This window comes from Janthinobacterium sp. SUN026 (genome assembly GCF_030397625.1).
GTDB lineage: Bacteria > Pseudomonadota > Gammaproteobacteria > Burkholderiales > Burkholderiaceae_D > Janthinobacterium > Janthinobacterium kumbetense.
In genome coordinates, this window is record NZ_JAPQNU010000005.1 from 371,207 (window position 1) to 394,125 (window position 22,919).

The 22,919-nt window shown below is 63.0% G+C and carries 20 protein-coding genes and 4 tRNA genes; 13 read left to right on the top strand and 11 right to left on the bottom strand.

Annotated features, from left to right (window positions below; genetic code table 11):
- Positions 1–26 precede the first annotated feature (26 nt).
- The 10 genes from phoU to OX459_RS22670 all read left to right on the top strand — a co-directional run bounded on the left by phoU (position 27) and on the right by OX459_RS22670 (position 10,419).
- Complete coding sequence (gene phoU / locus OX459_RS22625) at positions 27–737, top strand: phosphate signaling complex protein PhoU (protein ID WP_034778131.1); 711 nt, start codon at positions 27–29, stop codon at positions 735–737.
- 5 nt (positions 738–742) lie between these two features.
- Positions 743–1,432, top strand: a complete 690-nt coding sequence (locus OX459_RS22630) for a response regulator (protein WP_034755074.1) — start codon at positions 743–745, stop codon at positions 1,430–1,432.
- 11 nt (positions 1,433–1,443) lie between these two features.
- Entirely contained in the window at positions 1,444–2,760 is a 1,317-nt protein-coding gene (phoR, locus tag OX459_RS22635; RefSeq protein WP_034778134.1) for a phosphate regulon sensor histidine kinase PhoR, read from the top strand.
- A 72-nt stretch (positions 2,761–2,832) separates the two neighbouring features.
- A complete protein-coding gene (senA, locus tag OX459_RS22640; RefSeq protein ID WP_289906627.1) occupies positions 2,833–4,029 on the top strand; it encodes a selenoneine synthase SenA in 1,197 nt (398 codons plus the stop codon).
- Positions 4,030–4,069: 40 nt separating this feature from the next.
- On the top strand, positions 4,070–6,016 hold the full coding sequence (locus tag OX459_RS22645; protein WP_289906628.1) for an ATP-dependent helicase: 1,947 nt from the start codon (positions 4,070–4,072) through the stop codon (positions 6,014–6,016).
- Between the two features lie 94 nt (positions 6,017–6,110).
- Positions 6,111–7,025, top strand: coding sequence for an NAD-dependent epimerase/dehydratase family protein (locus OX459_RS22650; protein ID WP_289906629.1), 915 nt, complete (start codon positions 6,111–6,113; stop codon positions 7,023–7,025).
- Positions 7,026–7,407: 382 nt separating this feature from the next.
- Complete coding sequence (locus tag OX459_RS22655; protein WP_289906630.1) at positions 7,408–7,791, top strand: DUF5668 domain-containing protein; 384 nt, start codon at positions 7,408–7,410, stop codon at positions 7,789–7,791.
- Positions 7,781–8,596, top strand: coding sequence for a DUF5668 domain-containing protein (locus OX459_RS22660; RefSeq protein WP_251351797.1), 816 nt, complete (start codon positions 7,781–7,783; stop codon positions 8,594–8,596). Before OX459_RS22655 ends, OX459_RS22660 begins: the two co-directional genes overlap by 11 nt.
- Before the next feature lie 6 nt (positions 8,597–8,602).
- The gene (locus tag OX459_RS22665; RefSeq protein ID WP_289906631.1) at positions 8,603–9,679 is read left to right on the top strand and encodes a histidine kinase; all 1,077 of its coding nucleotides are present in this window, start codon (positions 8,603–8,605) and stop codon (positions 9,677–9,679) included.
- Between the two features lie 11 nt (positions 9,680–9,690).
- Positions 9,691–10,419 carry a LytTR family transcriptional regulator DNA-binding domain-containing protein gene (locus OX459_RS22670; RefSeq protein ID WP_289906740.1) on the top strand — a complete coding sequence of 243 codons (729 nt, stop codon included), beginning with the start codon at positions 9,691–9,693 and terminating at the stop codon, positions 10,417–10,419.
- A gap of 142 nt (positions 10,420–10,561) precedes the next feature.
- Here the strand turns inward: OX459_RS22670 and OX459_RS22675 are convergent, their stop codons facing one another.
- The 3 genes from OX459_RS22675 to OX459_RS22685 all read right to left on the bottom strand — a co-directional run bounded on the left by OX459_RS22675 (position 10,562) and on the right by OX459_RS22685 (position 15,268).
- Positions 10,562–12,829 carry an ATP-dependent DNA helicase gene (locus tag OX459_RS22675; protein ID WP_289906632.1) on the bottom strand — a complete coding sequence of 756 codons (2,268 nt, stop codon included), beginning with the start codon at positions 12,827–12,829 and terminating at the stop codon, positions 10,562–10,564.
- Positions 12,826–14,478 carry a VRR-NUC domain-containing protein gene (locus OX459_RS22680; RefSeq protein ID WP_289906633.1) on the bottom strand — a complete coding sequence of 551 codons (1,653 nt, stop codon included), beginning with the start codon at positions 14,476–14,478 and terminating at the stop codon, positions 12,826–12,828. The genes OX459_RS22675 and OX459_RS22680 overlap by 4 nt, the downstream gene beginning before the upstream one ends.
- An 85-nt stretch (positions 14,479–14,563) precedes the next feature.
- The gene (locus tag OX459_RS22685) at positions 14,564–15,268 is read right to left on the bottom strand and encodes an SMI1/KNR4 family protein (RefSeq protein WP_289906634.1); all 705 of its coding nucleotides are present in this window, start codon (positions 15,266–15,268) and stop codon (positions 14,564–14,566) included.
- 160 nt (positions 15,269–15,428) lie between these two features.
- Between OX459_RS22685 and OX459_RS22690 the strand changes: the two genes are divergently transcribed.
- Together OX459_RS22690 and OX459_RS22695 are read left to right on the top strand one after the other, a co-directional pair.
- On the top strand, positions 15,429–16,646 hold the full coding sequence (locus tag OX459_RS22690; protein ID WP_289906635.1) for an MFS transporter: 1,218 nt from the start codon (positions 15,429–15,431) through the stop codon (positions 16,644–16,646).
- On the top strand, positions 16,643–17,269 hold the full coding sequence (locus tag OX459_RS22695; RefSeq protein WP_289906636.1) for a metalloregulator ArsR/SmtB family transcription factor: 627 nt from the start codon (positions 16,643–16,645) through the stop codon (positions 17,267–17,269). The genes OX459_RS22690 and OX459_RS22695 overlap by 4 nt, the downstream gene beginning before the upstream one ends.
- Before the next feature lie 41 nt (positions 17,270–17,310).
- On the opposite strand, the gene phaP is transcribed toward OX459_RS22695, so the two are convergent.
- The 4 genes from phaP to OX459_RS22715 form a co-directional block, all read right to left on the bottom strand.
- A complete protein-coding gene (phaP, locus tag OX459_RS22700; RefSeq protein ID WP_077402186.1) occupies positions 17,311–17,922 on the bottom strand; it encodes a TIGR01841 family phasin in 612 nt (203 codons plus the stop codon).
- A 107-nt stretch (positions 17,923–18,029) separates the two neighbouring features.
- Positions 18,030–18,224 carry a hypothetical protein gene (locus OX459_RS22705; RefSeq protein ID WP_099664698.1) on the bottom strand — a complete coding sequence of 65 codons (195 nt, stop codon included), beginning with the start codon at positions 18,222–18,224 and terminating at the stop codon, positions 18,030–18,032.
- Between the two features lie 47 nt (positions 18,225–18,271).
- On the bottom strand, positions 18,272–20,512 hold the full coding sequence (locus OX459_RS22710; protein ID WP_289906637.1) for an ATP-binding protein: 2,241 nt from the start codon (positions 20,510–20,512) through the stop codon (positions 18,272–18,274).
- Positions 20,513–20,614: 102 nt separating this feature from the next.
- On the bottom strand, positions 20,615–21,043 hold the full coding sequence (locus tag OX459_RS22715) for a helix-turn-helix domain-containing protein (RefSeq protein WP_289906638.1): 429 nt from the start codon (positions 21,041–21,043) through the stop codon (positions 20,615–20,617).
- Between the two features lie 115 nt (positions 21,044–21,158).
- On the opposite strand from OX459_RS22715, the gene OX459_RS22720 reads away from it, so the two are divergent.
- On the top strand, positions 21,159–22,010 hold the full coding sequence (locus tag OX459_RS22720; protein ID WP_289906639.1) for an SDR family oxidoreductase: 852 nt from the start codon (positions 21,159–21,161) through the stop codon (positions 22,008–22,010).
- Positions 22,011–22,108: 98 nt separating this feature from the next.
- Here the strand turns inward: OX459_RS22720 and OX459_RS22725 are convergent.
- From OX459_RS22725 to OX459_RS22740, 4 genes are all read right to left on the bottom strand, one after another.
- Positions 22,109–22,193, bottom strand: a tRNA-Leu gene (locus tag OX459_RS22725).
- A 67-nt stretch (positions 22,194–22,260) separates the two neighbouring features.
- Positions 22,261–22,345: transfer RNA gene (locus OX459_RS22730), tRNA-Leu, on the bottom strand.
- 67 nt (positions 22,346–22,412) lie between these two features.
- Positions 22,413–22,497, bottom strand: a tRNA-Leu gene (locus tag OX459_RS22735).
- Between the two features lie 330 nt (positions 22,498–22,827).
- Positions 22,828–22,912: transfer RNA gene (locus OX459_RS22740), tRNA-Leu, on the bottom strand.
- Positions 22,913–22,919 lie beyond the last annotated feature (7 nt).

The following is a 22,919-nucleotide window of genomic DNA, read 5'->3' on the forward strand; positions in this document are numbered from 1 at the left end:
ACAACAACTGAATACGGAGAGACAGCATGATAGGCGAACATTCATCCAAGCAATACGACAACGAACTCGAAGCGATCCGCTCGAAAGTGCTCCTGATGGGCGGCATCGTTGAAACCCAGTTCCTCGACGCGATGACGTGCTTCCGCATCGGTAATCCGGAACGCGCCGACCGCGTGATGCGCGAAGACGACGTCGTCAACCAGTTGGAAGTGTCGCTGGACGACGCCTGCAGCCATTTGATCGTGCGCCGCCAGCCGGCCGCCAACGACTTGCGCACCATCATGGCCACCATCAAGGTGATTACCGACCTCGAACGCGTAGGCGACGAGGCGACGAAAATCGCCCGCGTGGCGAAGAATCTGCACAAGCGCGGCAACGGCGTCGTCAACCATTACGAAATGGTGCGCGGCATTGCCAACACGGCCACCGACATGCTGCACGATGCGCTGGACGCATTCGCGCGCAACGATGGCAAGCAGGCCTTACAATTAATTGCACAAGATGCCATCATCGACCATGAGTTTCGGTCTATCATGCGCAACTTGATAACCTTTATGATGGAAGACCCGCGCACGATTTCGGCGGCGCTCGATACCCTGTGGGTGGCCAAAGCCATCGAACGGATCGGCGACCATGCGAAAAACATCGCCGAATACGTGATTTACGTGGTTGAAGGCAAGGACATCCGCCACACCAAGGTGGCTGCTCCCGCCATTTCCGAGGAGCTCCCTGAGTAAGCTTTATGGCATCTGATAAAACCACGGTATTGATTGTTGAAGATGAGCCGGCCATCGTTGAACTGGTGACCTATTCGCTGCGCGAATCCGGCTGGAATTGCTGTTCTGTACAAAACGTCGCCGATGCCTGGGAATTCATCCAGCACCGCACGCCGCACCTGATCCTGCTGGACTGGATGCTGCCGGACCAGACGGGCTTGCGCCTGCTGTCGCGCATCCGCGCCGACCGCAATTTCGCCGCCATCCCCGTCATCATGCTCACCGCCAAGAGCATGGAAGAAGACAAGCTGGCCGGCTTGAACAGCGGGGCCGACGATTACGTCACCAAGCCGTTCTCGCCGCGCGAGCTGCTGGCCCGCGCCAAGGCCTTGCTGCGACGCAAGAGTCCGGAACACGCGCAGGCGCCCATGCGCGCCGGCAACGTGGCCCTGGACCCCGTCAGCTGCACGGTGATGATGGATGAACAGAAGATCGATATCGGCCACGCCGAATACAAGCTGCTGAAATTCCTGCTGGCCCATCCGGAACGCGTGTTTTCGCGCAGCCAGCTGCTCGACAAGGTGTGGGGCGACCATGTGGTGATCGAAGAACGCACGGTCGATGTCCACGTATTGCGCTTGCGCAAAGCCTTGAAAGAGGCGGAAAGCCTGATCAAGACGGTGCGCAGCGTCGGCTACATGTTGTCTGAAAAGTAAAGTTTGACTCTATGAATCCGAAATTGCTGTTCTGGGTACCGGCCGCCCTGCGCATGGTGCTGGCGCTGCTGGGCGTGGCCGTTGTCTGGTATCTGTTTGGCGCCACGTATGCGCTGGGCATCGCCTTCGTGCTGATGGCCATGATGGTGTTCGTGCAGCTGTCGTATCTGTTCCAGCTGAGTAACTGGCTGGACAATCCGCAAAGCGCCAAGCTGCCCGACGGCTGGGGCGCCTGGACCAGCATTTTCGCGCGCCTGTACCGCATGCGCCGCGACGACGAGAAAAACCAGGCAGAGCTGACGGAATGGCTGGCACGTTTCCGCCAGGCCATGCACCTGCTGCCCGACGGCGTCGTCATCATGGATGACGTGCTGTTCCTCGAATGGTGCAATCCTGCCGCCGAGAAGCATCTGGGTCTCACGCACGAGCGCGACAAGGGCATGCGCGTGACGAACCTGATCCGCAGCCCCGAGTTCATGGATTACATCATCCTGGGCCGCTACGACCAGCCGCTGACGATCACCTTCCGCAACCGCAAGCTGATCGTGCAGATCATTCCATTCGAAAACCGCCGCCAGATTCTCGTCACGCACGATGTGACGGAGACGGAACGCATCGAAATGATGCGCCGCGACTTCATCGCCAACGCCTCGCACGAGCTGCGCACGCCGCTCACCGTCATCGTCGGCTTCCTGGAAATCGCTTCCGCCGAGCTGGACCTGGATGCCGCCACGCGCGCCGCCCACCTCAAGCTGATGACGGAGCAGGGCCACCGCATGCAGCATCTGATCGAGGACATGCTGACCCTGTCGCGCCTGGAATCGGTCGACTATCCGCTGCGCCCCGAACCGGTGGATATCAAGAAACTCATGCAGCAAGTCTTGCGCGACGCCAAGGGTTTGTCTGCCGGCAAGCATGAAGTGACCATGGAATGCAACGGTCCCGATGTGCTGGGCAGTTATGACGAGCTGTACAGCGCGTTCGGCAACCTTGCGTCGAACGCCGTGCGCTACACGCCGGCCGGCGGCACCATCACCCTGCGCTGGCAGGATGGCCCGGCCGGACCGCAATTCATCGCGCAAGATACGGGCATCGGCATCAGCCAGGAACATATTTCGCGCCTGACGGAACGTTTCTACCGCGTCGACAAGAGCCGTTCGCGCGAAACCCAGGGCACCGGCCTGGGTTTGGCCATCGTCAAGCACGTGCTGCTGCGCCATGGCGGGACCTTGGCCATCCAGTCCGTGGCCGACAAGGGCAGCAGTTTTATTGTCAGCATGCCAAAATCGGTCGTCACGCCGCTGCAGGGCGAGCTGCTGGTCAAGTAGGCCGGGGGGCATGGCCCCCCATGTTTCCTGCGCGACTAGTGCAAGGTTGGCATAAGTCGTTACAATCAGGCTATGACTTTAATCAACGCCTCTTTTCGCCACGCCGGCGCGCAGCAACTGGCCCAGTCGCTGCAGGCCGCGCGCCAGGATACGCTTTCCCTGTTCGACTGTTATGTTACTGCCGGCCTGGACGTGGTGGCCGGCATGCCGCGCCATTCGCGGCTCACGCCGCCCCTCTGGCAACTCGCGCAGATCGCCTGGTTTGCCGAGTGGTTCATCCTGCGCGAAGCCGCTACCAGCCACCCGGCCGACGCCATTTATAACTCCCTGCTGACGCGTGGCGACGACTTGTTCGACGCCAACATGGTGGAGCACCGCGCGCGCTGGAAGCTGGAATTGCCCAGTCCGGGCGCCGTGAAGACGTATTGCCGCGAAGTACTCGACCGGGTGCTGGACAAACTCTCGCGCGAAGCCAATGTCGACAGCGCCCTGGCGCCGTACCGCTTGGCCCTGGCGCATGAAGACTTGTGTGGCGAAGAAATGCTGGCCGGTTTGCAATGGCTAGGCCTGGAAGCACCGGAGTCCCTGTCGGCCAGCCCGGCCTTGCCGCCGGGCGCGGGCGAGATCGCGTTTCCTGGGGGCACCATCGAACTGGGCTCGCCGCGCGGGGCCGGTTTTGCCTTCGACAATGAATCGCCGCCCTACAGTTGCTACGTGGCGCCGTTTTCCATCGATGCCTGCGCCGTATCCAACGCCCAGTATGCCGATTTTGTCGCGGACGGCGGCTACCAGAACCGCCAGTTCTGGAGCGCTGCCGGCAGCGCCTGGCTGATGCAGCAGGAGCGCTCGTCGCCCCTGTACTGGCTGCGCGAAGCGACACAGTGGCGCACCATGCGTTTCGGCCAGCGCACGACCTTGCCGCCGAACGAAGCCGTGCGCCACATCAACCTGTTTGAAGCGCAGGCGTACTGCGCCTGGGCGGGGCGCCGCCTGGCGACCGAGGCGGAATGGGAGTATGCTGCGCTGTCCGGCCGTCCGCGCTTTCACTGGGGCCAGGTATGGGAGTGGACGGCGACGCCGTTCGAACCGTATCCGGGCTTTGCGGTGGATGCCTGGCGCGAATATTCCGCGCCGTATTTCATGCGGCACCAGGTGCTGCGCGGCGCCGCCTTCGCCACGCCGCCGCGCCTGCATTCGGCCCGCATGCGCGCCTTCCACGCGCCCGAGCGGGGCGACGTCTTTGCCGGCCTGCGCACCTGCGCCTGGTAAGTCCCGGGACAGCCAGTCGCTACCCTTTTCAGGAATTCTTTTGAGTACAGATAACGCCCCGCAGTTCATTCCCAAACGCATCACGCCCACGCCGGAACAGGTCGCCATCCAGACGGCGCAAAAGAAAGTGGTGCTGATCGACGCCAATGCCGGCGCGGCCAAGACGACGACCCTGGCCCTGCGCCTGGCCGAGGCGCTGCACCGGGGGCGCGCGCCCGAACGCATGCTTGCCCTCGTGTTCACCGAGGCGGCGCGCGTGGCCCTGCGCCAGCGCCTGCTGGAAGTGGGCGTGCCGCTGGGCGTCGTCAAGCGCCTGACCATCGACACTTTCGACGCTTTTGCCGCCAAGGTGCTGTTGCAGCTGGAAAACATGCAGGTGGCAGCCATGCGCAGCGATGAAGAGCTGCGTCCGGTGGCCTGGGAAGCACTGGAAGTCGTGTCGGAAAAGTACGCCCACCGTTACCCGCTGGAAATCAATACGACCAACGGGGCGATTGCCGAATTCCTGAAACTGCAATTGCGCACCAAGGCGCGCCTGGATTTCCAGAATCCCGACTTCGAGAGCAATTCCCTGGATGACAACCTGGAGCTGCTGGGCATGTCGCGCACACATTATCTGTGGCTGCGCGAATACGAAGGCTTGCGCGGCGCCGACACGGGCGATATCCAGTTCCGCGCCCCGTTCGACGCCACCTACGACCTCGTGCGCATGCTCGACGGCGATGAGCCGCTGCGCCAGCAATTGCCCGCCTTCCAGATCATCGTCGCCGATGAATTGCACGATTTGAACGAAGCGTCGTTCCGGCTGCTGACCATGCTGATACGCCGCGGCAACGCGTTTTTCTGCGGCGCGGGCGACAAGGACCAGGTCATCTACACATGGTCGGGCGCCGACCACCGCTTCCTGCGCCAGCGCTTCGAACAGGAATTCCCGGCCTTGCAGCGCTTGCCGCTGACGGCCTCCTACCGCTACGGTCCGCAACTGGCGCACGCCGTGGGCGTACTGAAAAACAAGGCCAGCGTGTCGGCCCTTTCGCGCGCCACCCACATCGAGCTGCTCGAGTACGACCATGCGCAGCCGCAAGCGTGCAGCGCCCAGCTGATCGCCGCGCTCGAGCACGCGCATGCGGGCACGACGGCCATCTTGCTGCGCGACCGCGACCAGGCGATCCGCGTGGAAACGGCGCTATTCCAGAGCGGCATCGCGTATGGCCTGGTGGACATGAACAGCTATCTGCTGAGCCTGGAAGTGCTGATGCTGCGCGGCATGGTCGCCATCGCCCGCAAGGACTTGCACGCGATCAAGAGCGGCCCGCGCCGCGGCGAAATCCTCGAAGCCCTCGTGGCCTTCGCGGAAATCCCGTTTACGCGCACGGAATTGCAGCAAGCCAAGGCCGACGTGGCCAACTATCCCGACTTGCTGGAAGGTTTCTTGACGAACCAGCTGGCCAAGTCGCAGAACCAGGACAAGGCGGCGCTGACCCTGGCCGCCGTCGACTACCTGCGCGCGCTGCCTCCCGACGCCCTGGCGGGCGACGCCTTGCAGCACATCTTTGACTTGATGCAGCTGGAACAGACGGCGCGCCGCATCTATGTCGACCCTGCGCAGGCCAGAGTGGTGGCCCGTTCCCTGCACGGCTTCATTGCCGTGTGCCGCGAAGCGGGCGTGGCACTGGGCGGCTTTGCCGGCTGGCTGGGGGAGATGGAAGACGCCGTGACGGTCTCGACCGGCAAGGCCAGGCTGGTGATCGCCTGCATCGACCAGATCAAGGGCCTCGAATACCACCACGTGATCCTGCCTTACCTGGCCGTCGACGAATTTCCGCGCAGCAAGACCGACCCGCTGGAAGAGGAAAACCGTTTCTATGTGGCCGCCACCCGCGCGCGCGACAGGCTCACCTTGCTGACGCCGCAAGACCCTGCTTACCAGAGCCGCTACATCGCCGCCTTGCAGCTCAAACAGAAGATTGTTGCGCCCAAGTCATAGATCTTTTGCTGAATGCCTGCTTTTTGCGAAAGACGAAAGCGGGCATACTGGACTGGTGTGATTGACAGCAATCTAACCAGACAAGGAGCAAGATATGAAAGTGTTTTTGACAGGCGCAGCAGGTTTCATCGGCAGTTCTATCGCGGCGGGTCTCGTGCGCGCCGGCCATCAGGTCACGGGCCTCGTACGCAAACCGGAACAGGTGGCCGAACTGGCCAAGATCGGCGTGTTGGGCGTGCAGGGCGAGTTGAACGATCGCGCATTGCTCATCGAGCAGGCGAGGGCGGCGGACGCCGTCATCAACGCGGCCAGCAGCGACCACAGGGGCGCCGTCGAAGCGATCCTCGACGCGCTGGCAGGCAGCAACAAGCCTTTCCTCCATACCAGCGGTTCGTCCATCGTGGGCGACGCTTCGGGCGGCGAGGGCACGCAGCAGATCTATTATGAAGACAAGTTGCCGGCGCCCACGGCCGACAAGGCGGCCCGCGTCGCCATCGACGACCTGGTGCTGGCCAGCGCAGGCAAGGGCGTGCGCGCCAGCGTGCTGTGCAACACCCTGATCTACGGCCATGGCACCTTGCCGCGCGACAGCGTGCAGCTGCCCCGCCTGCTCAAGCAGGCGCGCAAGAGCGGCATCGTGCGCCACGTGGGACCGGGCCGCAACATCTGGTCGAACGTGCATATCGACGACGTCGTCAGCCTGTATTTGCTGGCCCTGGAAAAGTCGCCCGCCGGCACCTTTTACTTTGTCGAATCGGGCGAAGCGGCTTTCCGCGAAATGACGGCCGCCATTGCCAAGGCACTGGACCTGGGGCCCGCGCAGGACTGGCCGCTGCCCGAGGCGATAGCCGAATGGGGTTACGAGATGGCTTCCTACGGCCTCGGTTCCAACAGCCGCGTGCGCGGCGAGCGGGCGCGTAAGCTGCTGGGCTGGCAGCCGCAGGGACCGTCCGTGCTGGCATGGATCAAGAACGACATGCTGCACCCGCCGCATGCCAGCACCGTTTGATGCAGCTCAGCAAAACCTCATCAGTGTGCGCTAGCGAACGGTGCTTTGTGGCGATCGGGAGTATGATGGCTTTGCTTGGTTGAGACGCACTGCCGTGAAGTTGGCGGCATGTTCGATCTTCCAGCAGGTCAGCCGGTCGCCTCAAGGATCGGCACCAGATTCTTGCTGCCGGCGCGCGTGCGCCATGCGGCTGTGCACTGCAACTCCAGGTCGCGGTGTGGACTGCGAACCCCTTCAAGGCCGGCTCTAGCCGGTCTTTTTTTTGCCCGTTGTTTCCATCGCCGCGCCATTCACCGCTGTCTTTCCGCCATTCGCCGAAGCGGTGTTTTCCCCCGTCCGAAATCCGCGTATCTTTACGATCAACCAACTTCAAGGGGTGACCGTGAAACCTGAACCAGCTTATTGCCGCCGTACCCAGCTGCTGTGGGGCGTGCTGCTGATCGCCATCGGCGCCATCATCCTGCTGGACCGGCTCGATATGATCTATCTCCACGATTACTATGCACTATGGCATTATTGGCCGGTGATACTGGTCGTTTTCGGCTTGAACAAGCTGCTCACGCCAGTGTCCGCCAAGCAGGTATTGAGCGGCCTGTGGCTGATCTTCTTCGCCGCCTGGTGGTATGTATCGTATGAAGAACTGTGGAACTTGAGTTTTTATAACAGCTGGCCCGCCTTGCTGATCGCCTGGGGCGTGGGCCTCGTGCTGGAGCCGCTGTTGAACAAACATTTTATTGCCTACCGGGAGTCCGAGCATGAAAAATAAACCGCCGCTGCACTCGCCATCGCAGATCGTGCTGGGCGTCATCGTCATCGGCCTGGGACTGTTGTTTCTGCTCGATAACCTCGGTTTCATCGATGTGCGCTACACCTTCCGTTTCTGGCCCACGGCGCTGATCGTGTTTGGCCTGCTGAAACTGTCGCAAAGCCGCAGCGCGAACGGTTATTTATTGGGCGGCATGCTGGTGCTGCTGGGCGTGGCCTGGACCCTCAAGCACATGGGCATCTTCTACATGAACTGGGACTTGCTGTGGCCGCTGCTGATCATCGGCTTGGGCGTGGCCGTGGTGTCGAAGTCCCTGCCCGGCGCGCAGCAGCGCCAGCGCCGCCGGCGCTTTGCCGCGCAGCAGGATGGAAGCGCTGCGCCCGACTCGTTCGGCCAGGCCAGGAATGGCGCCGTGTCGCTGGACAAGGACGCCGCCGATGCCACTGCGGCGCCCGGCGCCGGCGGGCAGGCGGACGATGACAGCATCATCGAAGTGACGGCCATCCTCGGCGGCTACGTGCGGCGCGTGTCGTCGCAGCGCTTCAAGGGCGGCGATATCAATGTCATCATGGCCGGCTGCGAAATCGACTTGCGCCAGGCGTCGATCGAAGGCGAAGCCGTGCTCAACGTATTTGCCCTGTGCGGCGGCGTCACCATCAAGATTCCGCCCGACTGGAGCGTCGTGCTGCAGGGCACGCCCATCCTCGGCGGCTTCGAAGAAAAGACCATCGTGCCGCCGAACCAGAACAAGCGCCTGTATGTGACGGGCTACGCCATCATGGGCGGCCTGGAAATCCGCAACTAGGCGCGCATGTCGGGGCCCTTGTCGAAGCGGCGCAGCGCCGTGGTGGTGTTCCTGATCTGCATCGCGCTGGGTCTGGCCCTGGCCTTTATTCTGGCCAGGGTGGCGCACGCGCCCTGGCTCAATGCCGTCGTGCTGGTGGTGCCCGCCACGCTCGTGTATGCGATCGGCTCGGGGTTTTCCGCGTTTTACCTGTGCCGCGCCTACCCCTTGCATGCCCGCCATCCGCTCGCCATCGCCGGCGTGGTGGGCGTGGCGGCCCTGTTCGCGGGCTTGTTGTGGGCCACCCTGCTGCAATTTCTGAATAGCGTCAGCCTGTTGCTGGAGCTGCGCTGGCTGGGCGTGAATCTGACGCAATCGCTGCTGGCCCTGTTCTTCGGCCTGGGCGTGCTGCTGTATTGCCTCGCTGCCGCAGTGCATTATCTGTTGCTGGAATTCGTGCGCGCCAGGATGGCCGAGCAGCGGGGGCTGGAAGCGCAGCTGACGGCGCAGGAAGCGCAATTGCGCATGCTGCGCACGCAAATCGATCCGCATTTCCTGTTCAACAGCTTGAACTCCATCAGCGCCTTGACGTCTATCGATGTGGCGGGCGCGCGCCAGATGACGGTGCAACTGGCCAGTTTCTTTCGCCAGAGCCTGAGCCTGGAAGCGCACAAGCACATCACCGTGGAACAGGAACTGGTGCTGATCCGCCATTTTCTTGCCATCGAGCATGTGCGTTTTGGCGAACGCCTGCAAGTGGCGGAAAGCATCGACACTGCCGCGCTGGCGTGTTTGCTGCCGCCCATGCTGATACAGCCGCTGGTGGAAAATGCCGTCAAGCATGGTATCTGCGGCTTGACGGAGGGCGGCCTGATCGCCATCGAAGCCCGGCGCGCAGGCAGCCTGCTGCAGATCGCCGTGCGCAATCCGGTTGATGCAGATCAAGGGCCTGCCCGCGGCAATGGCGTGGGCCTGGAAAATGTGCGCCAGCGCCTGGCCGGCGCGTATGGCCACGAAGCCAGCGTGCACTGGGGCCGGCGCGACGGCCAGTTCGAAGTGATGATTTCCATGCCGGCGCAGACCGGCGACACGGAGGAAGCATGATGCAGGCAAGAATGCGGGTCGCCATCGTTGACGATGAGCTGCTGGCGCGCAGCGTGTTGCGCGAATACCTGGCGCGCCACGACGATATCGACATCGTGGCCGAGTGCGCCAACGGCTTCGAAGCCGTCAAGGCCATCGCGGAGCTGGAACCGGAACTGGTGTTTCTCGACATCCAGATGCCGCGCCTGGACGGTTTTGAAGTGGCGGAACTGATCGGCGTGAAGACGCGCTTGATCTTTGTCACGGCCTATGACCAGTACGCCTTGAAGGCCTTCGAATGCCATGCGCTGGATTACCTGCTCAAACCGTTCAGCGAACAGCGCTTCGACCAGGCGCTGGCCCATGCGCGCGCCAGCCGCAGCACGCCCGAGACGGTGCTGACGATGGCGCGCGAGGCGGCTACGCGCGCCGCCCCGCTGGATCGCGTGCTGATACGCGACGGCGCCAAGGTCCACGTCATCGCCAGCGCGCGCATCGATTACATCGAGGCGCAAGATGACTACATCAGCATCCGCTCCGAGGGCAAGTCCTACCTGAAAAGCCAGACCTTGGCGGAGCTGGAAACCCAGCTCGACCCCGCCAAGTTCCTGCGCGTGCACCGGTCATACCTGCTCAATATCGACGGCATCCGCCGCATCGAGGCGGCCACGAAAGACAGCCACGTGGCCATCCTGCGCGATGACACGAGGATACCCGTGAGCAAGGCGGGGTATCAAAAGCTCAAGTTACTGGTTGGCTAAGTAATCCTCAGGAAATTATTGTGAAATTATGACGAACAGAACCGGATGCTATGCAAGGCGCCCGGTGCGACGCAGTGCGAGCACTGCTAGCAGCGGGCAACGCCGCAGAGCGCCGGTTATGGAAGTCAGAAATCATAATAATTTATTGGGGGTTACTTAGCTGCACATCCCACCACGTGGGTAGCAGCTGGCGGATTTCCGGGCGGGAAAAGCGGTCGTCGATCAGGTAGACGACGCCCTTGTCCGATTGCGTGCGGATGACCCTGCCTGCCGCCTGTACCACCTTTTGCATGCCCGGATACAGATACGTGTAGTCGTAGCCGGCGCCGAAGATGTCGCCCATGCGCTGTCGGATCTGTTCGTTGACGGGATTGATCTGCGGCAAACCCAGGGTGGCGATGAAGGCGCCGATCAGGCGCGCGCCGGGCAAGTCGATGCCTTCGCCGAACGCGCCGCCGAGCACGGCAAAGCCGATGCCGCGCGTGTCCAGGCCGAAACGGCTCAGGAATTGTGCGCGGGCAGCGTCGTCCATGCGGCGAGGCTGTTGCCAGAGTGGCACGTCCGGGTAATGCTGGGCGAACAAGTGGGCCGTCTTTTCCATGTAGTCGAAGCTGCTGAAGAAGGCCAGGTAATTGCCCGGCGTTTCTGCGTATTGCTTCGCCATCAGCTGGGCGATGGGCAGCAGCGAGGCGGCGCGGTGCTGGTAGCGCGTGGAAATGCTGTCGGCCACGCGCACGGACAATTGCTCCGCCTGGAAAGGCGATTCCACGTCGACCCAGGCCGTGTCGGCCGGCATGCCCAGGGTATCGCTGTAGTAATTCCACGGACTCAGGGTGGCGGAAAACAGGGCCGTGCTGTGGCTGGCCGCGAAGCGTTCCTTGAGGAAAGGCGCGGGGACGATGTTGCGGAGGCAGACGGTGGAACCGGTATCCGTCTTGCTGACGTCGAACAGCGAATGCTCGCCAAAGCTTTCCGCCAGGCGGTTGATCAGCAGCACGTCAAAGTAAAAGCGCTGCAAGTCCTCGTCCAGCGCGGCGGCATGCTCGGCCAGGTAGTCGCCGATGGCCGTGGCCACGCCTTGCAGGGCGCCAAAGAATTTGTCCGGCAACGCTGCATGCACGTGGTAATCGCCATCCTGCTCTTTCAACAAGGCCGTCCACTGGCGCGAGAGGCGGTCCAGCGGCTTTTTCAAGCCCTCCGGCGCGAACTTGCGCAGCATTTTCAGGTCGATCTGCGCCAGTTCGGCCGAATACATGCTGCGCGCGCGCGACACCATATTGTGCGCTTCGTCGACCAGCACGTTGACTTTCCAGTCGTGGGCCAGGGTCATGCTGTACAGCATCGCGCTGAGGTCGAAGTAATAATTGTAGTCGCCGATGACGACGTCGCTCCAGCGGGCCAGCTCCATGCCCAGGTAATACGGGCAAATACCTTGCTGCAAGGCGATGGCGCGCACGGCTTCCTTGTCCAGGATCAAACCGCTGGCCAGCGCCACCTCGCGCGCCAGCGGCAAGCGGTCGTAAAAACCCTTTGCCAGCGGACACGACTGGCCATGACAGGCTTTGTCAGGATGTTCGCAGGCGCTGCTCTTGGCGCTCAGTTCCAGCACGCGCAGCGGCAGCAGGGGCGCGCTATCCTTGAGGATGGCGCAGGCGTCGAGCGCCATCTGGCGTCCCGGCACCTTGGCGGCGAGGAAAAACAGTTTATCCAGGCCATGCGCGGCCGTCGCCTTCAACATGGGAAACAGGCTGCCCACCGTCTTGCCGATACCCGTCGGCGCCTGCGCCAGCAAGCCGCAGCCACGGCTGCTGGCCTTGTACATGGCTTCGGCCAGCTGGCGCTGCCCCGGGCGGAAGTCGGCATGGGGAAACGCCATGCTGGTCAGCTGTGCATCGCGGCTGGCGCGGTGCGCCAGTTCCTGCTCGGCCCAGTCGAGGAAGAGCGCGCAATGCTGTTCGAAGAAAAGGCGCAACGCCTCGGCCGTGCATTCCTCGTGCATGACCGTTTCCTTCTGGCTTGCGATATCGAAATACACGAGCGCCACGCGCAGCATGGGCAGGTTCAGCTGCTGGCACAGCAAATGGCCGTAGATGCGTGCCTGCGCCCAGTGCAACTGGCGGTGGTTGGCGGGCATCGTGTCCAGCTCGCCCCGGTAAGTCTTGATTTCTTCCAGCTGGCGCCGCGCCGGGTCGTAGCCGTCGGCGCGGCCCCGCACGTGCAGGGGGCCGAAGTCGCCGGACAGGCTGATTTCGCGCTGGTAATCGTCGTCGCGCCGGCCAGTGACGGTGGCGTGCCCGGCCATGCCTTCCTGCGCCGTGGGCGAGGGGGTGAAGCGCAAGTCCAGGTCGCCTGCCTTGGCCGTGAATTCGCACAGGGCGCGCACGGCGATCGTGTACTTCCTGACGCTCATGCGGCCGCCTCCCACTGCAGGTAGCACACGCTGACGGGCATGGCGTGTTCGGCGCAATACGCGATCCAGCGCAGCTGGTTGTCTTGCAGGCGGTCGCCCGGACCCTTGACTTCGATCATGCGGTAGCGCCGTTCGGCCGGCCAGAACTGGATTAAATCGGGAAAGCCGCTGCGGTTGCTTTTGATGTCGAGCAAGATGCGCTCGAATGCCTTCTTCAGGTGGATGGCCGGGATGCAGGCCAGCGCCAGGTCCAGCAAGCCGTCGTCCAGCACGTCCCAGCTGACGAAGGGCGAGACGATGCCGTGCTTGGCGGCAAGCGTGGCGCGGATGGCGGCGTGGTAGCTGCCGTCGTCCAGTTGCGCCAGGCAAGCGGCGAAGTCCAGGCTGCGGCGCTGGTAAAAATCGGCGCTGTGCAAGTCGGCCGGGCCACGGTGAAACGGGTGGAAGAAGGCGCCCGGCATGGCCTTGAAGATGGCGGGCCAGCACAGCAGGCCGAACAGCGAGTTGATCAGGGTGTTTTCCACGTAGTACACGGGCGCGTCATCCCGCATCAGGTGTTGCTGCACCACACCTTCCACGTAGCACGCTTGTTCAGGGCAGGGCAGCAGCAGGTCGATGCGTTCCACGCTTGCCGCCGCGCTGGCCGCCTGCTTCGCATGGCCCAGCTTGCGCCGCAAACGGGGGGCCATGCGCAGCAGCAATTGCTGTTCTGCTTCGCTTTCCGGCGCGGCCAGGGCGATCGTCAGGCGCTCGTAGGCCGCTTGCGGCTGCTCATCTTTTTCCAGCACGCGGATGGCGCGGCCACGCGCGCCCGGATAGCGGCAATCGGCGTAGGCGCGGTAGGCGGCCGGCCAGTCCTGGCATTTTTCCAGGTGCTGGGCGATCTGGTAACGCAGCTTGTCGCGCCGGCTGGCCAGCCAGGAATTGTCCTGCGACAAGGGCAGCGCCGCCAGTTCCTGCAGCACTTCGTCGGCGGGCGCGCTGTCGTTGTAGCGTTCGCGGCACTGGTGCAGCACTTCATAGTGCTCGATATCCTGGCGCGTGCGAAAACCGCGCGAAGCGGGCGAGAATTCCACTTTTTCATACTGGTACACGCCCAGGTCGGACAGCACGAATTCCGACCAGTCCTGGTGATAGTTGCCAAAGTAAATCAGGCGCAAACGGTCGCACAGGGCTTGCAGGCCGAGGCGGTACAGCACGTCGCCGCAGGCGGGATGCCAGGCGGAAAACGGCTTCTCATTCACATGCTGTTCGCGCAAGGTGTCCAATTGTTCCGCCTTGCGCGCCGCCTTCAGGGGCGCGGCGAGGTCGAAGGCCTGGGCGATTTCCGCTTTCAGCAGCAGTTCGAACAGCTCGTCTAGAGAAATGACCGGATCGGCTGCCACCCAGCCGGTGGCCAGCAGGGGCAGGGCGGCCGCGCGCGTGTCGCCGATTTCCGGATAATTGAGCTTGCTTGCGCGAAACAAGCAACCCTTGCGCATGACGAGGCGCACGAACAGGGCGCGCGACGGCAGCGGCAGTGCGCCGAAGTCGGCGATGAACTGCGTTTCCTCAACACTCAGCAGATCGGCGTAACGCGCGCTGATCCAGTTCAGCACATCCTGGAAATTATCCAGATAGTACAGGGGATTTTCCAGGACTCTCAACATGGGTGCAATAGGGCAAGGTGATCGGTTTTACTGTGTTTATATACAGTTTAAACCTTCAGCCGCCGCTTGCACAGCGATTTTATGTTCAGCCAGCCGTGCTGTAGGCAAAACAGCTGTCGAACTTTTCGTAGGGAATGAGTTTGTCGCGCAGGCCGGCCAGTTCGATATCGCTCAGCAAGCCCCGGTGCGCTTCCTTGCGTCCCTTCGGCAACAGCACATCGTAATCGATGATGTCCCTGGCCAGCAAGGCTTGCAGCACCTCGGCCTGACGCGCCGTCAGGTAGCGCGCATGCGTGCCCAGGGTGTTTGCCAGTTGTTCCTTGAATTCCCCGTCGCTGACGTCGTTGTACGTGTCCTGGTCGGCCATGCTGTTCAACAACATGTGAAACAGGAAATCCTGCAGATTCTTTGCCAGATATTGGGCTTCATCCTGGTCATGCCACAGCAGCACGACGGGCATCTCGCCGTCTTGCTGGCCAGACGCGAAGAAGCAGTAGTGGTCGCCCGCGCCCGTTTGCGCGAACGGGATGAAGCGGAAGGCGGGAGCGATCTGCCGGTAATCGTCGGGATCGGCCAGTTCTTCCATGGCTGCCGCTGCGGCTTTGACGCTGAGCAACTCGAAATCGTCCGCATGCAGCAGCAGGGTGGGCCGCTCGGTCAAGGTGGGGTAGACCAGCTTGTACCAGTCGGGGCCGTATTCGCCCACGGCCAGCATGCCGTCGCGGTCCAGCTGCCGGTACAGCGCAGGATAAGTGAAGCCGTGTTGCTGTTCAATTTCTGCCAGTGTCATGTTTGCCCTGTTCAACGTGAGTCATGCGGTAATGATAGCCGAGGCGCTGGCGCGCACGGCTGGCCCCACGGCGACAATGATGCGCATAATTAATAAACATTTTAGTTTACTTATGCGGCGTGCTCACGTAGTCTGGCCAGACCATTTCCATCGAGCCCGCATGAAAAACATCATCCTGATTTCCGCCGCCTGTTTGCTGGCGCTGCTGTCGACCATCGGCGCCTCCCTGCCGTACCCGATCCTGCCGCCCCTGTTCGCGGCCGAGGCGCCGAATGCCTTCAACAATTTCCTCGGCTTGCCATCGAAACTGCTGTTCGGCCTGGCGCTGACCATCAACCCGCTGGGCTTGCTGATCGGCTCGGCTTTGCTGGGGCCGCTGTCGGACCGCTATGGCCGCCGTCCCTTGCTGATGCGCACAGCCGTGGGCGCCGCCATCGGCCACGCCTTCACGGCCTGGGCGCTGGTGATCCAGTCCTATCCCCTGTTCATCGTCGCCCGTTTCATCACCGGTTTGCTGGAGGGGAACGGCGCCGTGGCGCGCGCCATGCTGGCCGACCAGCTGACGGGACCGCTGCGCCTGCGCGCCATGTCCTGGCTGAATGGCGCGTTTTACCTGGGCTGGCTGGTGGGGCCGATCCTGGCGGGCGCCACCCTGCATTGGGGCGTGACGGTGCCGTTCTGGATCGCCGCCGCCGCCCTGATGCTGGTCGCCGTGCTGGTGGCCGCGGGCTTGCCGTGCGAAACGCCGTCCCTGCTGACGACGTCGTGGTGGCAAGTGGCGCGCGACCGCCATTCGCTCAATTTGCTGCGCCATGACGAGCTGCGCACCCTGTTCATCGTGCAGCTGGCGCTGACGTGCGGCGTGGCCAGCTTTTACGAGTTCTATCCGCTGTGGCTGGTCGAGACGGCCAATTACCATGCGCAAGAGATTGCCTGGGTGAATGTGGGCCTGTGCGGCACGATGACCATCACTTCGCTGCTGGCGGGCGGTCCCAGCCGCCATGCGCCCTTGCTGCGCGCCAGCTGGTATGCGTGCGGCGTGGCGCTGGCCGTGGGTATCTTGGCGCTTGGCAATATCTGGGTGGGCATCGCCGCCATCGTGCTGTTCGGCATTCCGAATGCGCTGTACAACACGGTGATCCAGGGCTGGTGCGCCGAGCGCTTCAGCGCGCACGGGCAGGGCGCCGTGATGGGCTTGCTGGCTACCACCTTTTGCATCGCCAACATCGTCGTCGCCCTCAGCGGCTCCGTGCTGACCCTGATCGATACGCGGCTGATCCTCGTCGCGGGCGCCTGTTCTGCCGCCTGGGCCGCGTGGCGCATGGCCGCCTGGCGCCGCCAGCTGGCCGGCGCCGTCGATGCCGAGGCCGTGGCATGAATACGTCCGAGCAGACGCTGTTCTTGCTGAAGATGCGCGGGCCGCAGACGGCGCAGCAGCTGGCGGCCTTGCTCGATATCACCTCCATGGGCGCGCGGCGCCAGCTGGAAGCGGCGCAGGACAAGGGCCTGGTGGCTTGCGGGGACGTGGCCGACAAGGTGGGACGCCCGTCGCGGCGCTGGCAGCTGACGCCAGCGGGCCACGCGCGCTTTCCCGACCGCCATGCCGACCTGACCCTGGAATTGATCGCGCAAGTGAAAACCCTGTTCGGCGACGAGGGGCTGGATAGACTGATCGGCGCGCGCGAGCGCAGCAGCGAAGCCGCCTACGGCAAGCTGGTCGACCCTGGGCTTGATCTGGCGCAACGGGTGGACAGCCTGGCGCGGGCGCGCGATGGCGAAGGTTACATGGCCCATGCGGAACCGCAGGACGATGGCAGTGTCTTGCTGGTGGAAAACCATTGCCCGATCTGTGCGGCCGCCAAGGCGTGCCAGAATTTCTGCCGGGCCGAGCTGGCCATCTTTCAGCGGGTATTGGGGGACGATTGCACGGTGGAACGCAGCGAATATCTGCTGGAGGGGGGGCGGCGCTGCGTGTACCGGATCATACCTATCGGGACCTGAGGAATCAGGCCCCGATAGCTGCAAACGGACTTCTTGTCAAATTACTTCTTGGCAGCCTTCGGCTTGGCGGCAGGCGCCGCTTTTTCAGCCGCGGCGGTGGCGCCGCCCGTCGCCTTTTCCGTGGCTTGCGCCACTTGCGCGCTGGCCTTGGCGATCTGCTCTTCCACTGTTTTCACTGCCTGTTTCGTGGCCTTGGTCACTTGTTCGTAGCCGAGGAAGGCGTTGTCGATGGCGGCCTTGACGATGGCGACGGCGTTTTCCGAGCCTGGCGGCACGTTTTTCGTCACGTCGTAGATCAGGGCGCTCAAATTGCTTTTCGCTTCGGCCACATGGGCTTCGGCGGCCGTCGTGAATTCCGTGTGGATTTCCTTGATGATGTCGTCGAGTTGCTGTTTATACGCTTTCGCGCCGGCCACGCCCGGTTGCAGCTGGGCAGCGGCGGCGGCCATGGCGGCCTTCGGATCCTTGGCCTGGCTGATTTCCTTGCTGGCGGCTAGGCCATCCTCGATGCCGGACTTGGCGGTGGCCATGTTCAGCGCCAATACCTGTTCCACGCCTTGCACGGCCTTGGAGGTGAGGGTGTTGAAGGTCATCAGCTGGAATTCAAACAGGGCCTTGGTGGCCGTTGCGAATTGTTCGGGATTCGTAAACATGTGGTCTCCTCGGTTTGAATAGATACGTTCTTATCGTTCCATACTCTTTCGACGCCGCATTGCCATCGCTTGCTCTCAAGCCGGTGCCCCGTGTGGTCATGGCCCCATTATTTAACAAGCGCCGGTTTTTCGCAACGGCTATCTTTGTACGGTCCCGAGGCCAGTTCCCAGCCAAATCCCAGGGTCGATTGGGCGCACGACAGGGTGCCGTCGATCTTGCTGCGCCATTTGTACCAAGGGGCAGGTCCGGCCATTGCGCCAGCGCAAACTGCCAGCAGGGCAGTGGCGATAAGGTATTTCATGGGTGCTCCGAAAGAAATGCTTGCTGGCATTGTAGCGCGCCTGCCCGTCAGGGGGCGGGCGCTTGCGGCGCGGCGGCGGGCAGTTGCAGGGTGAAGGTGGTGCCGCTGCCGTCGCCGGTGCTGCTGGCAACATGGATATGGCCGCCCAGCACGCCCGTGACGATGTTGTGCGCCACATGCAGGCCCAGGCCCGACCCGCCGGAACCGAGCTTGGTCGTGAAGAAGGGGTCGTAGACATGCACGAGGTCATCGGCGGCGATGCCCACGCCCGTGTCGGCGATGGACAGGGTGATCGTCTGCCCGTCGTCGCTGCCGCGCGCGGTGATGGCGATGGTGCCGCCGCTGCGGCCCTCGAAGGCGTGGCGAAGGCAGTTTTCCAGCAGGTTGCTCAGGACCTGGCCCAGCGGACCCGGATAGCTGTCCATGGCCAGGCCTTCGGGCACGTCCTGCGTCAGGCTCAGGCCGGCGGCCTTGAGCGGCGTCGACATGGGCAGCATCAGTTCGGCGATGAACTGGCGCAGCAGGAAGTGGCGGCGCTGCGAGCTGGCGCGGTCGACGGCGATCTGCTTGAAGCTCGACACGAGGTCGGCGGCGCGCTGCAGGTTGCGCAGCATGATGGCGTCCGCCTCGCTGGCCTGGGTCAGGTAGGCGCCCAGTTCGGAGCGGCGCAAGCCGTCGAGGAAGCTGGCCTGGATTTCGCGCGTGCGCTCGGCCATGGTGGTGGCCACCACCAGGCCGTTGCCGATCGGCGTATTGAGTTCGTGTGCGATGCCGGCCACCAGCGCACCCAGCGCGGCCAGCTTGTCGCGGCGCACCAGTTCTTCTTGCGTGATGGACAGGTTTTCCAGCGCGGCGGCCAATTCGAGGTTCATCTGCTCCGAGTGTTCCTTGGCCTGCGTCAAGGCGGCCGTGCGTTCGGCCACCAGCTCTTCCAGGTGGGCGCGGTGGCGCTGCAGCTCGCGTTCGTGGCGCATGCGGCCAATCGCGATGCCGGCCAGGTCGGTGGCCGTGTCGATCAGCTCCAGGTCGCGCGCGTCGGGCTGGCGCACTTCGCGGTAGTACATGGCGAAGGAACCGAGCACGGTGCCATCCTGGCCGAAGATGGGGCGCGACCAGCAGGCGCGCAAGCCGAATGGCGCCGCCAGCTCGCGGTAGGGCGCCCACAGCGGATCGCGCATGATGTCGGTGACGACCACCGGTTCGCGCAGGAACATGGCCGTGCCGCAGGAACCCACGCCGGGGCCGATGGCCACGCCTTCGAGCAGGTCCATGTACTCGGCCGGCAGGCTGGGGCCGGCCGCGCTATGCATGTGAATGCCGTCGTCGTCGAGCAGCATGATGGAGCAGAGCACGCCGCGCGACTGGCCTTCGATCAGCAGCAGCAAGTGGTTCAGGGTGGGGATCAGCGGCGCGCCCTTGGCGACCATTTCCAGCAGGGCGCTCTGGCCCGAGCGCATCGCTTCGGCGAGGTTGCGTTCGGTCAAGTCGATGATGCGCGCATGCACCAGCTGGCGGCCGGGCACGGACAGGCGCATCAGGCGGATTTCGCAGGCGATCGGGTGGCTGTCGCGGTGGCAGCAGCTGGCGCGGAAGACGACGATCTTGCCTTGCAAGGTATCGCGGATCTTTTCTTCCAGCAGTTGCGGCGAGGCGCGGCCATCGCCCTGATGCCTGGGGAACAGCGGCTCCATGCCGCCTTGCAACAGCTCGGCCAGCGGCATGCCGAACAATTCTTCGGCCAGGTGGTTAGCGTCGATCAGCAGGCGGTTGTCGATATCGAACAGCAGCACGGCGTCGGGCGAACCGGCCAGGATGGAGTGGTAATTGACTTCCAGCGTTTGCGGATGCAGGGGGCGCGGCGGCGTGGCAGCGCGCGGCGCGGGCGCCTCGGCCTTGTGCAGCGCCAGTTCCATGAGGATTTTTTCCGCCACGTCGCGCGCATTGAAGGGCATCTTGATGTAGTCGGAAGCGCCGGCGCCCACGCTGCGGCCTTGCTCTTCGGCGCTGGGGGTGGCCGACATCAGCAGCAGGGGTACGCCGTGGCGTCCGCCCGCATTGCGCAAGCGCATGCAGGTGGCGCCGATATTCGTGCCCGCCAGGGCCGCGTCGAGCAGGATCAGGTCCGTGCCGCCGGCCGCCAGTTCCACGCCCTCGTCGATATCGCCCGCCAGTCCCGTGCCCAGGTTATGCCGGTCCAGCACATACAGCAGTTCGCGCACATCGTTCGGCGAATTGCTGACCAGCAGCACATTGGCCCGGTCAGTGATGGAAGAAATCAACTGGTTCATGGTGTCGCGCCCTTACGCGTTTCATGGGCCTAGTATTACATCAAGGCAAGTAGGAGTAAACGATAATTCTTGATGACTAAAAGCAATGCGGATGGCCCTCGTTCACGCGGCGTTTTGCACGGCAGGCGCCGTGGCCAGGTCGGTGCGCGCCTGTTCGATGCGCGGGTAATTATCCTCGATCCAGTCGACCAGCACGGCCAGGCGTTCGGCCGCCTCGCGTCCCAGCGGCGTAAGGCTGTACTCCACCTTGGGCGGGATCACCAGGTACGCCTGGCGCAGCACGAAGCCGTCGCCCGCCAGCGCTTCCAGGGTTTGCGCCAGCATTTTTTCGCTGACGCCGCCCACTTCGCGGCGCAGTTCGCTGAAGCGCCGCGTGCCGCTCAGCAGCAGTACCAGCACCAGCACGGCCCAGCGGCTGGTCAGGTGGCTGAGCACGGCGCGCGACGGGCAGGCGGCCGCCAGCAGGTGCGCGCCCTGGTTTTGGCGGGCGAGGGCGGCGCGCAGGCTGGCGCCGGGAGTGTCTGTGGACATGATAGTTGGCCTCGTTAATGAGATTTTATTTATACTTACCAAAAGGTACGTACTTACAATAAGTAAGTAATAGTCCTATTATAGGGTTTTACCACCCACGTACCAAGGAGAAATCATGATCGTCATCACCGGCGCCACAGGCAACCTGGGCCAGCACGTCATTGCCAGCCTGCTCAAATCCGTCCCTGCAGCCAACATCATCGCCGCCGTGCGCAACCCGGCCAAGGCCGCCAGCCTGGCCGCACTGGGCGTGCAAGTGCGCCAGGCCGATTACAACGATGGCGCCAGCCTCGATGCGGCGTTCAAGGGTGCAACGAAAATCCTGCTGATCTCGTCGAGCGAAGTGGGCCAGCGCGCGCAGCAGCACCAGAACGTCATCGATGCGGCCAAGCGCGCCGGCGTAGCCCTGCTGGCCTATACCAGCGTCTTGCGCGCCGACACGTCGCCGCTGGGCCTGGCCTCCGAGCACGTCGTCACGGAAGCGGCCATCCGCGCATCCGGCCTGCCATACACTTTCCTTCGCAACGGCTGGTACCTGGAAAACCATACGGAACACCTGGCGCCCGTGCTCGAGCATGGCGTCGTGCTGGGCGCGGCGCAAAACGGGCGTTTCTCGTCGGCCGCGCGTCTCGACTACGCGGCGGCCGCCGCTGCCGTGCTGACGGCGACCCAGCCGCAAGCCATCTATGAACTGGCAGGCGACCAGGGCTTTACCCTGGCGGAATATGCGGCCGAAGTGGCGCGCCAGTCGGGCAAGGCGATCGCGTACAAGGATATGCCGCAGGCGGACTTCAAGGCGGCGCTGGTGGGCGTGGGCGTGCCGGAAGGCTTTGCCGACTTGCTGGCCGATTCCGATGCGGGCGCGGCCAAGGGCGGCCTGGAAGACCATGGCAAGCAATTGAGCGCGCTGATTGGCCGTCCGACGACGAGTCTGCATGACGCCGTGAAGGCGGCGCTGGCCAAATAAGGGGAGGGTGCCGCAGGGATGCGGCATTCTGGAATCATTCTGGAATGAAAAAAGCCGCAAACTCGTGAAAGTTTGCGGCTTTTTTGCGAATTAGGTAATGGTGCCCACGAAGGGACTCGAACCCCTACACCCGAAGGCACATGGACCTGAACCATGCGCGTCTACCAATTCCGCCACGTGGGCACTGATGCTGCTACTGCTATATCTCACTACTGTACTGCGGACTACAACGAAAACGACTCGTTGCTGGTGGTGCCCACGAAGGGACTCGAACCCCTACACCCGAAGGCACATGGACCTGAACCATGCGCGTCTACCAATTCCGCCACGTGGGCATTGTGCTGCTTTTACTGCTATCGACTACTTTACTGCGGATCACAACAATGAACAACTTGTTGCTGGTGGTGCCCACGAAGGGACTCGAACCCCTACACCCGAAGGCACATGGACCTGAACCATGCGCGTCTACCAATTCCGCCACGTGGGCATTGTTACTGCTTGCTGCTTGTCGCTGCATGTTCTGCAGCGAGGACAAAATCATAAGGGCTGGCGCGCATTCGGTCAATCAACATTTTGCACTTTTCTGCAAGAAACATGTTTTTTCGCATGAAAAGGGCTTTTCCCTATGAGAAAAGGCTGAATCTGCCTCTTTTTTCAGCGTTTTTGATGACGGATGGCGTTCGCTGGGGTGCGGGGAGTGAATGTCATCGCCTGGCAGGTGCGTGGCGATTGCGGGGAGGGGGAATGGATTTTCGTTTCGGAAATGAAAAAAGCCGCAAACTCGTGAAAGTTTGCGGCTTTTTTGCGAATTAGGTAATGGTGCCCACGAAGGGACTCGAACCCCTACACCCGAAGGCACATGGACCTGAACCATGCGCGTCTACCAATTCCGCCACGTGGGCACTGATG

Coding starts and splice junctions, on each gene's coding strand:
- OX459_RS22720 (WP_289906639.1), top strand. CDS start 21,159: ATGATCGTCATCACCGGCGCCACAGGCAACCTGGGCCAGCACGTCATT.
- OX459_RS22665 (WP_289906631.1), top strand. CDS start 8,603: ATGTCGGGGCCCTTGTCGAAGCGGCGCAGCGCCGTGGTGGTGTTCCTG.
- OX459_RS22710 (WP_289906637.1), bottom strand. CDS start 20,512: ATGAACCAGTTGATTTCTTCCATCACTGACCGGGCCAATGTGCTGCTG.
- phaP (WP_077402186.1), bottom strand. CDS start 17,922: ATGTTTACGAATCCCGAACAATTCGCAACGGCCACCAAGGCCCTGTTT.
- OX459_RS22630 (WP_034755074.1), top strand. CDS start 743: ATGGCATCTGATAAAACCACGGTATTGATTGTTGAAGATGAGCCGGCC.
- OX459_RS22705 (WP_099664698.1), bottom strand. CDS start 18,224: ATGAAATACCTTATCGCCACTGCCCTGCTGGCAGTTTGCGCTGGCGCA.
- phoU (WP_034778131.1), top strand. CDS start 27: ATGATAGGCGAACATTCATCCAAGCAATACGACAACGAACTCGAAGCG.
- senA (WP_289906627.1), top strand. CDS start 2,833: ATGACTTTAATCAACGCCTCTTTTCGCCACGCCGGCGCGCAGCAACTG.
- OX459_RS22650 (WP_289906629.1), top strand. CDS start 6,111: ATGAAAGTGTTTTTGACAGGCGCAGCAGGTTTCATCGGCAGTTCTATC.
- OX459_RS22680 (WP_289906633.1), bottom strand. CDS start 14,478: ATGTTGAGAGTCCTGGAAAATCCCCTGTACTATCTGGATAATTTCCAG.
- OX459_RS22715 (WP_289906638.1), bottom strand. CDS start 21,043: ATGTCCACAGACACTCCCGGCGCCAGCCTGCGCGCCGCCCTCGCCCGC.
- OX459_RS22660 (WP_251351797.1), top strand. CDS start 7,781: ATGAAAAATAAACCGCCGCTGCACTCGCCATCGCAGATCGTGCTGGGC.
- OX459_RS22695 (WP_289906636.1), top strand. CDS start 16,643: ATGAATACGTCCGAGCAGACGCTGTTCTTGCTGAAGATGCGCGGGCCG.
- OX459_RS22690 (WP_289906635.1), top strand. CDS start 15,429: ATGAAAAACATCATCCTGATTTCCGCCGCCTGTTTGCTGGCGCTGCTG.
- OX459_RS22675 (WP_289906632.1), bottom strand. CDS start 12,829: ATGAGCGTCAGGAAGTACACGATCGCCGTGCGCGCCCTGTGCGAATTC.
- phoR (WP_034778134.1), top strand. CDS start 1,444: ATGAATCCGAAATTGCTGTTCTGGGTACCGGCCGCCCTGCGCATGGTG.
- OX459_RS22685 (WP_289906634.1), bottom strand. CDS start 15,268: ATGACACTGGCAGAAATTGAACAGCAACACGGCTTCACTTATCCTGCG.
- OX459_RS22670 (WP_289906740.1), top strand. CDS start 9,691: ATGCGGGTCGCCATCGTTGACGATGAGCTGCTGGCGCGCAGCGTGTTG.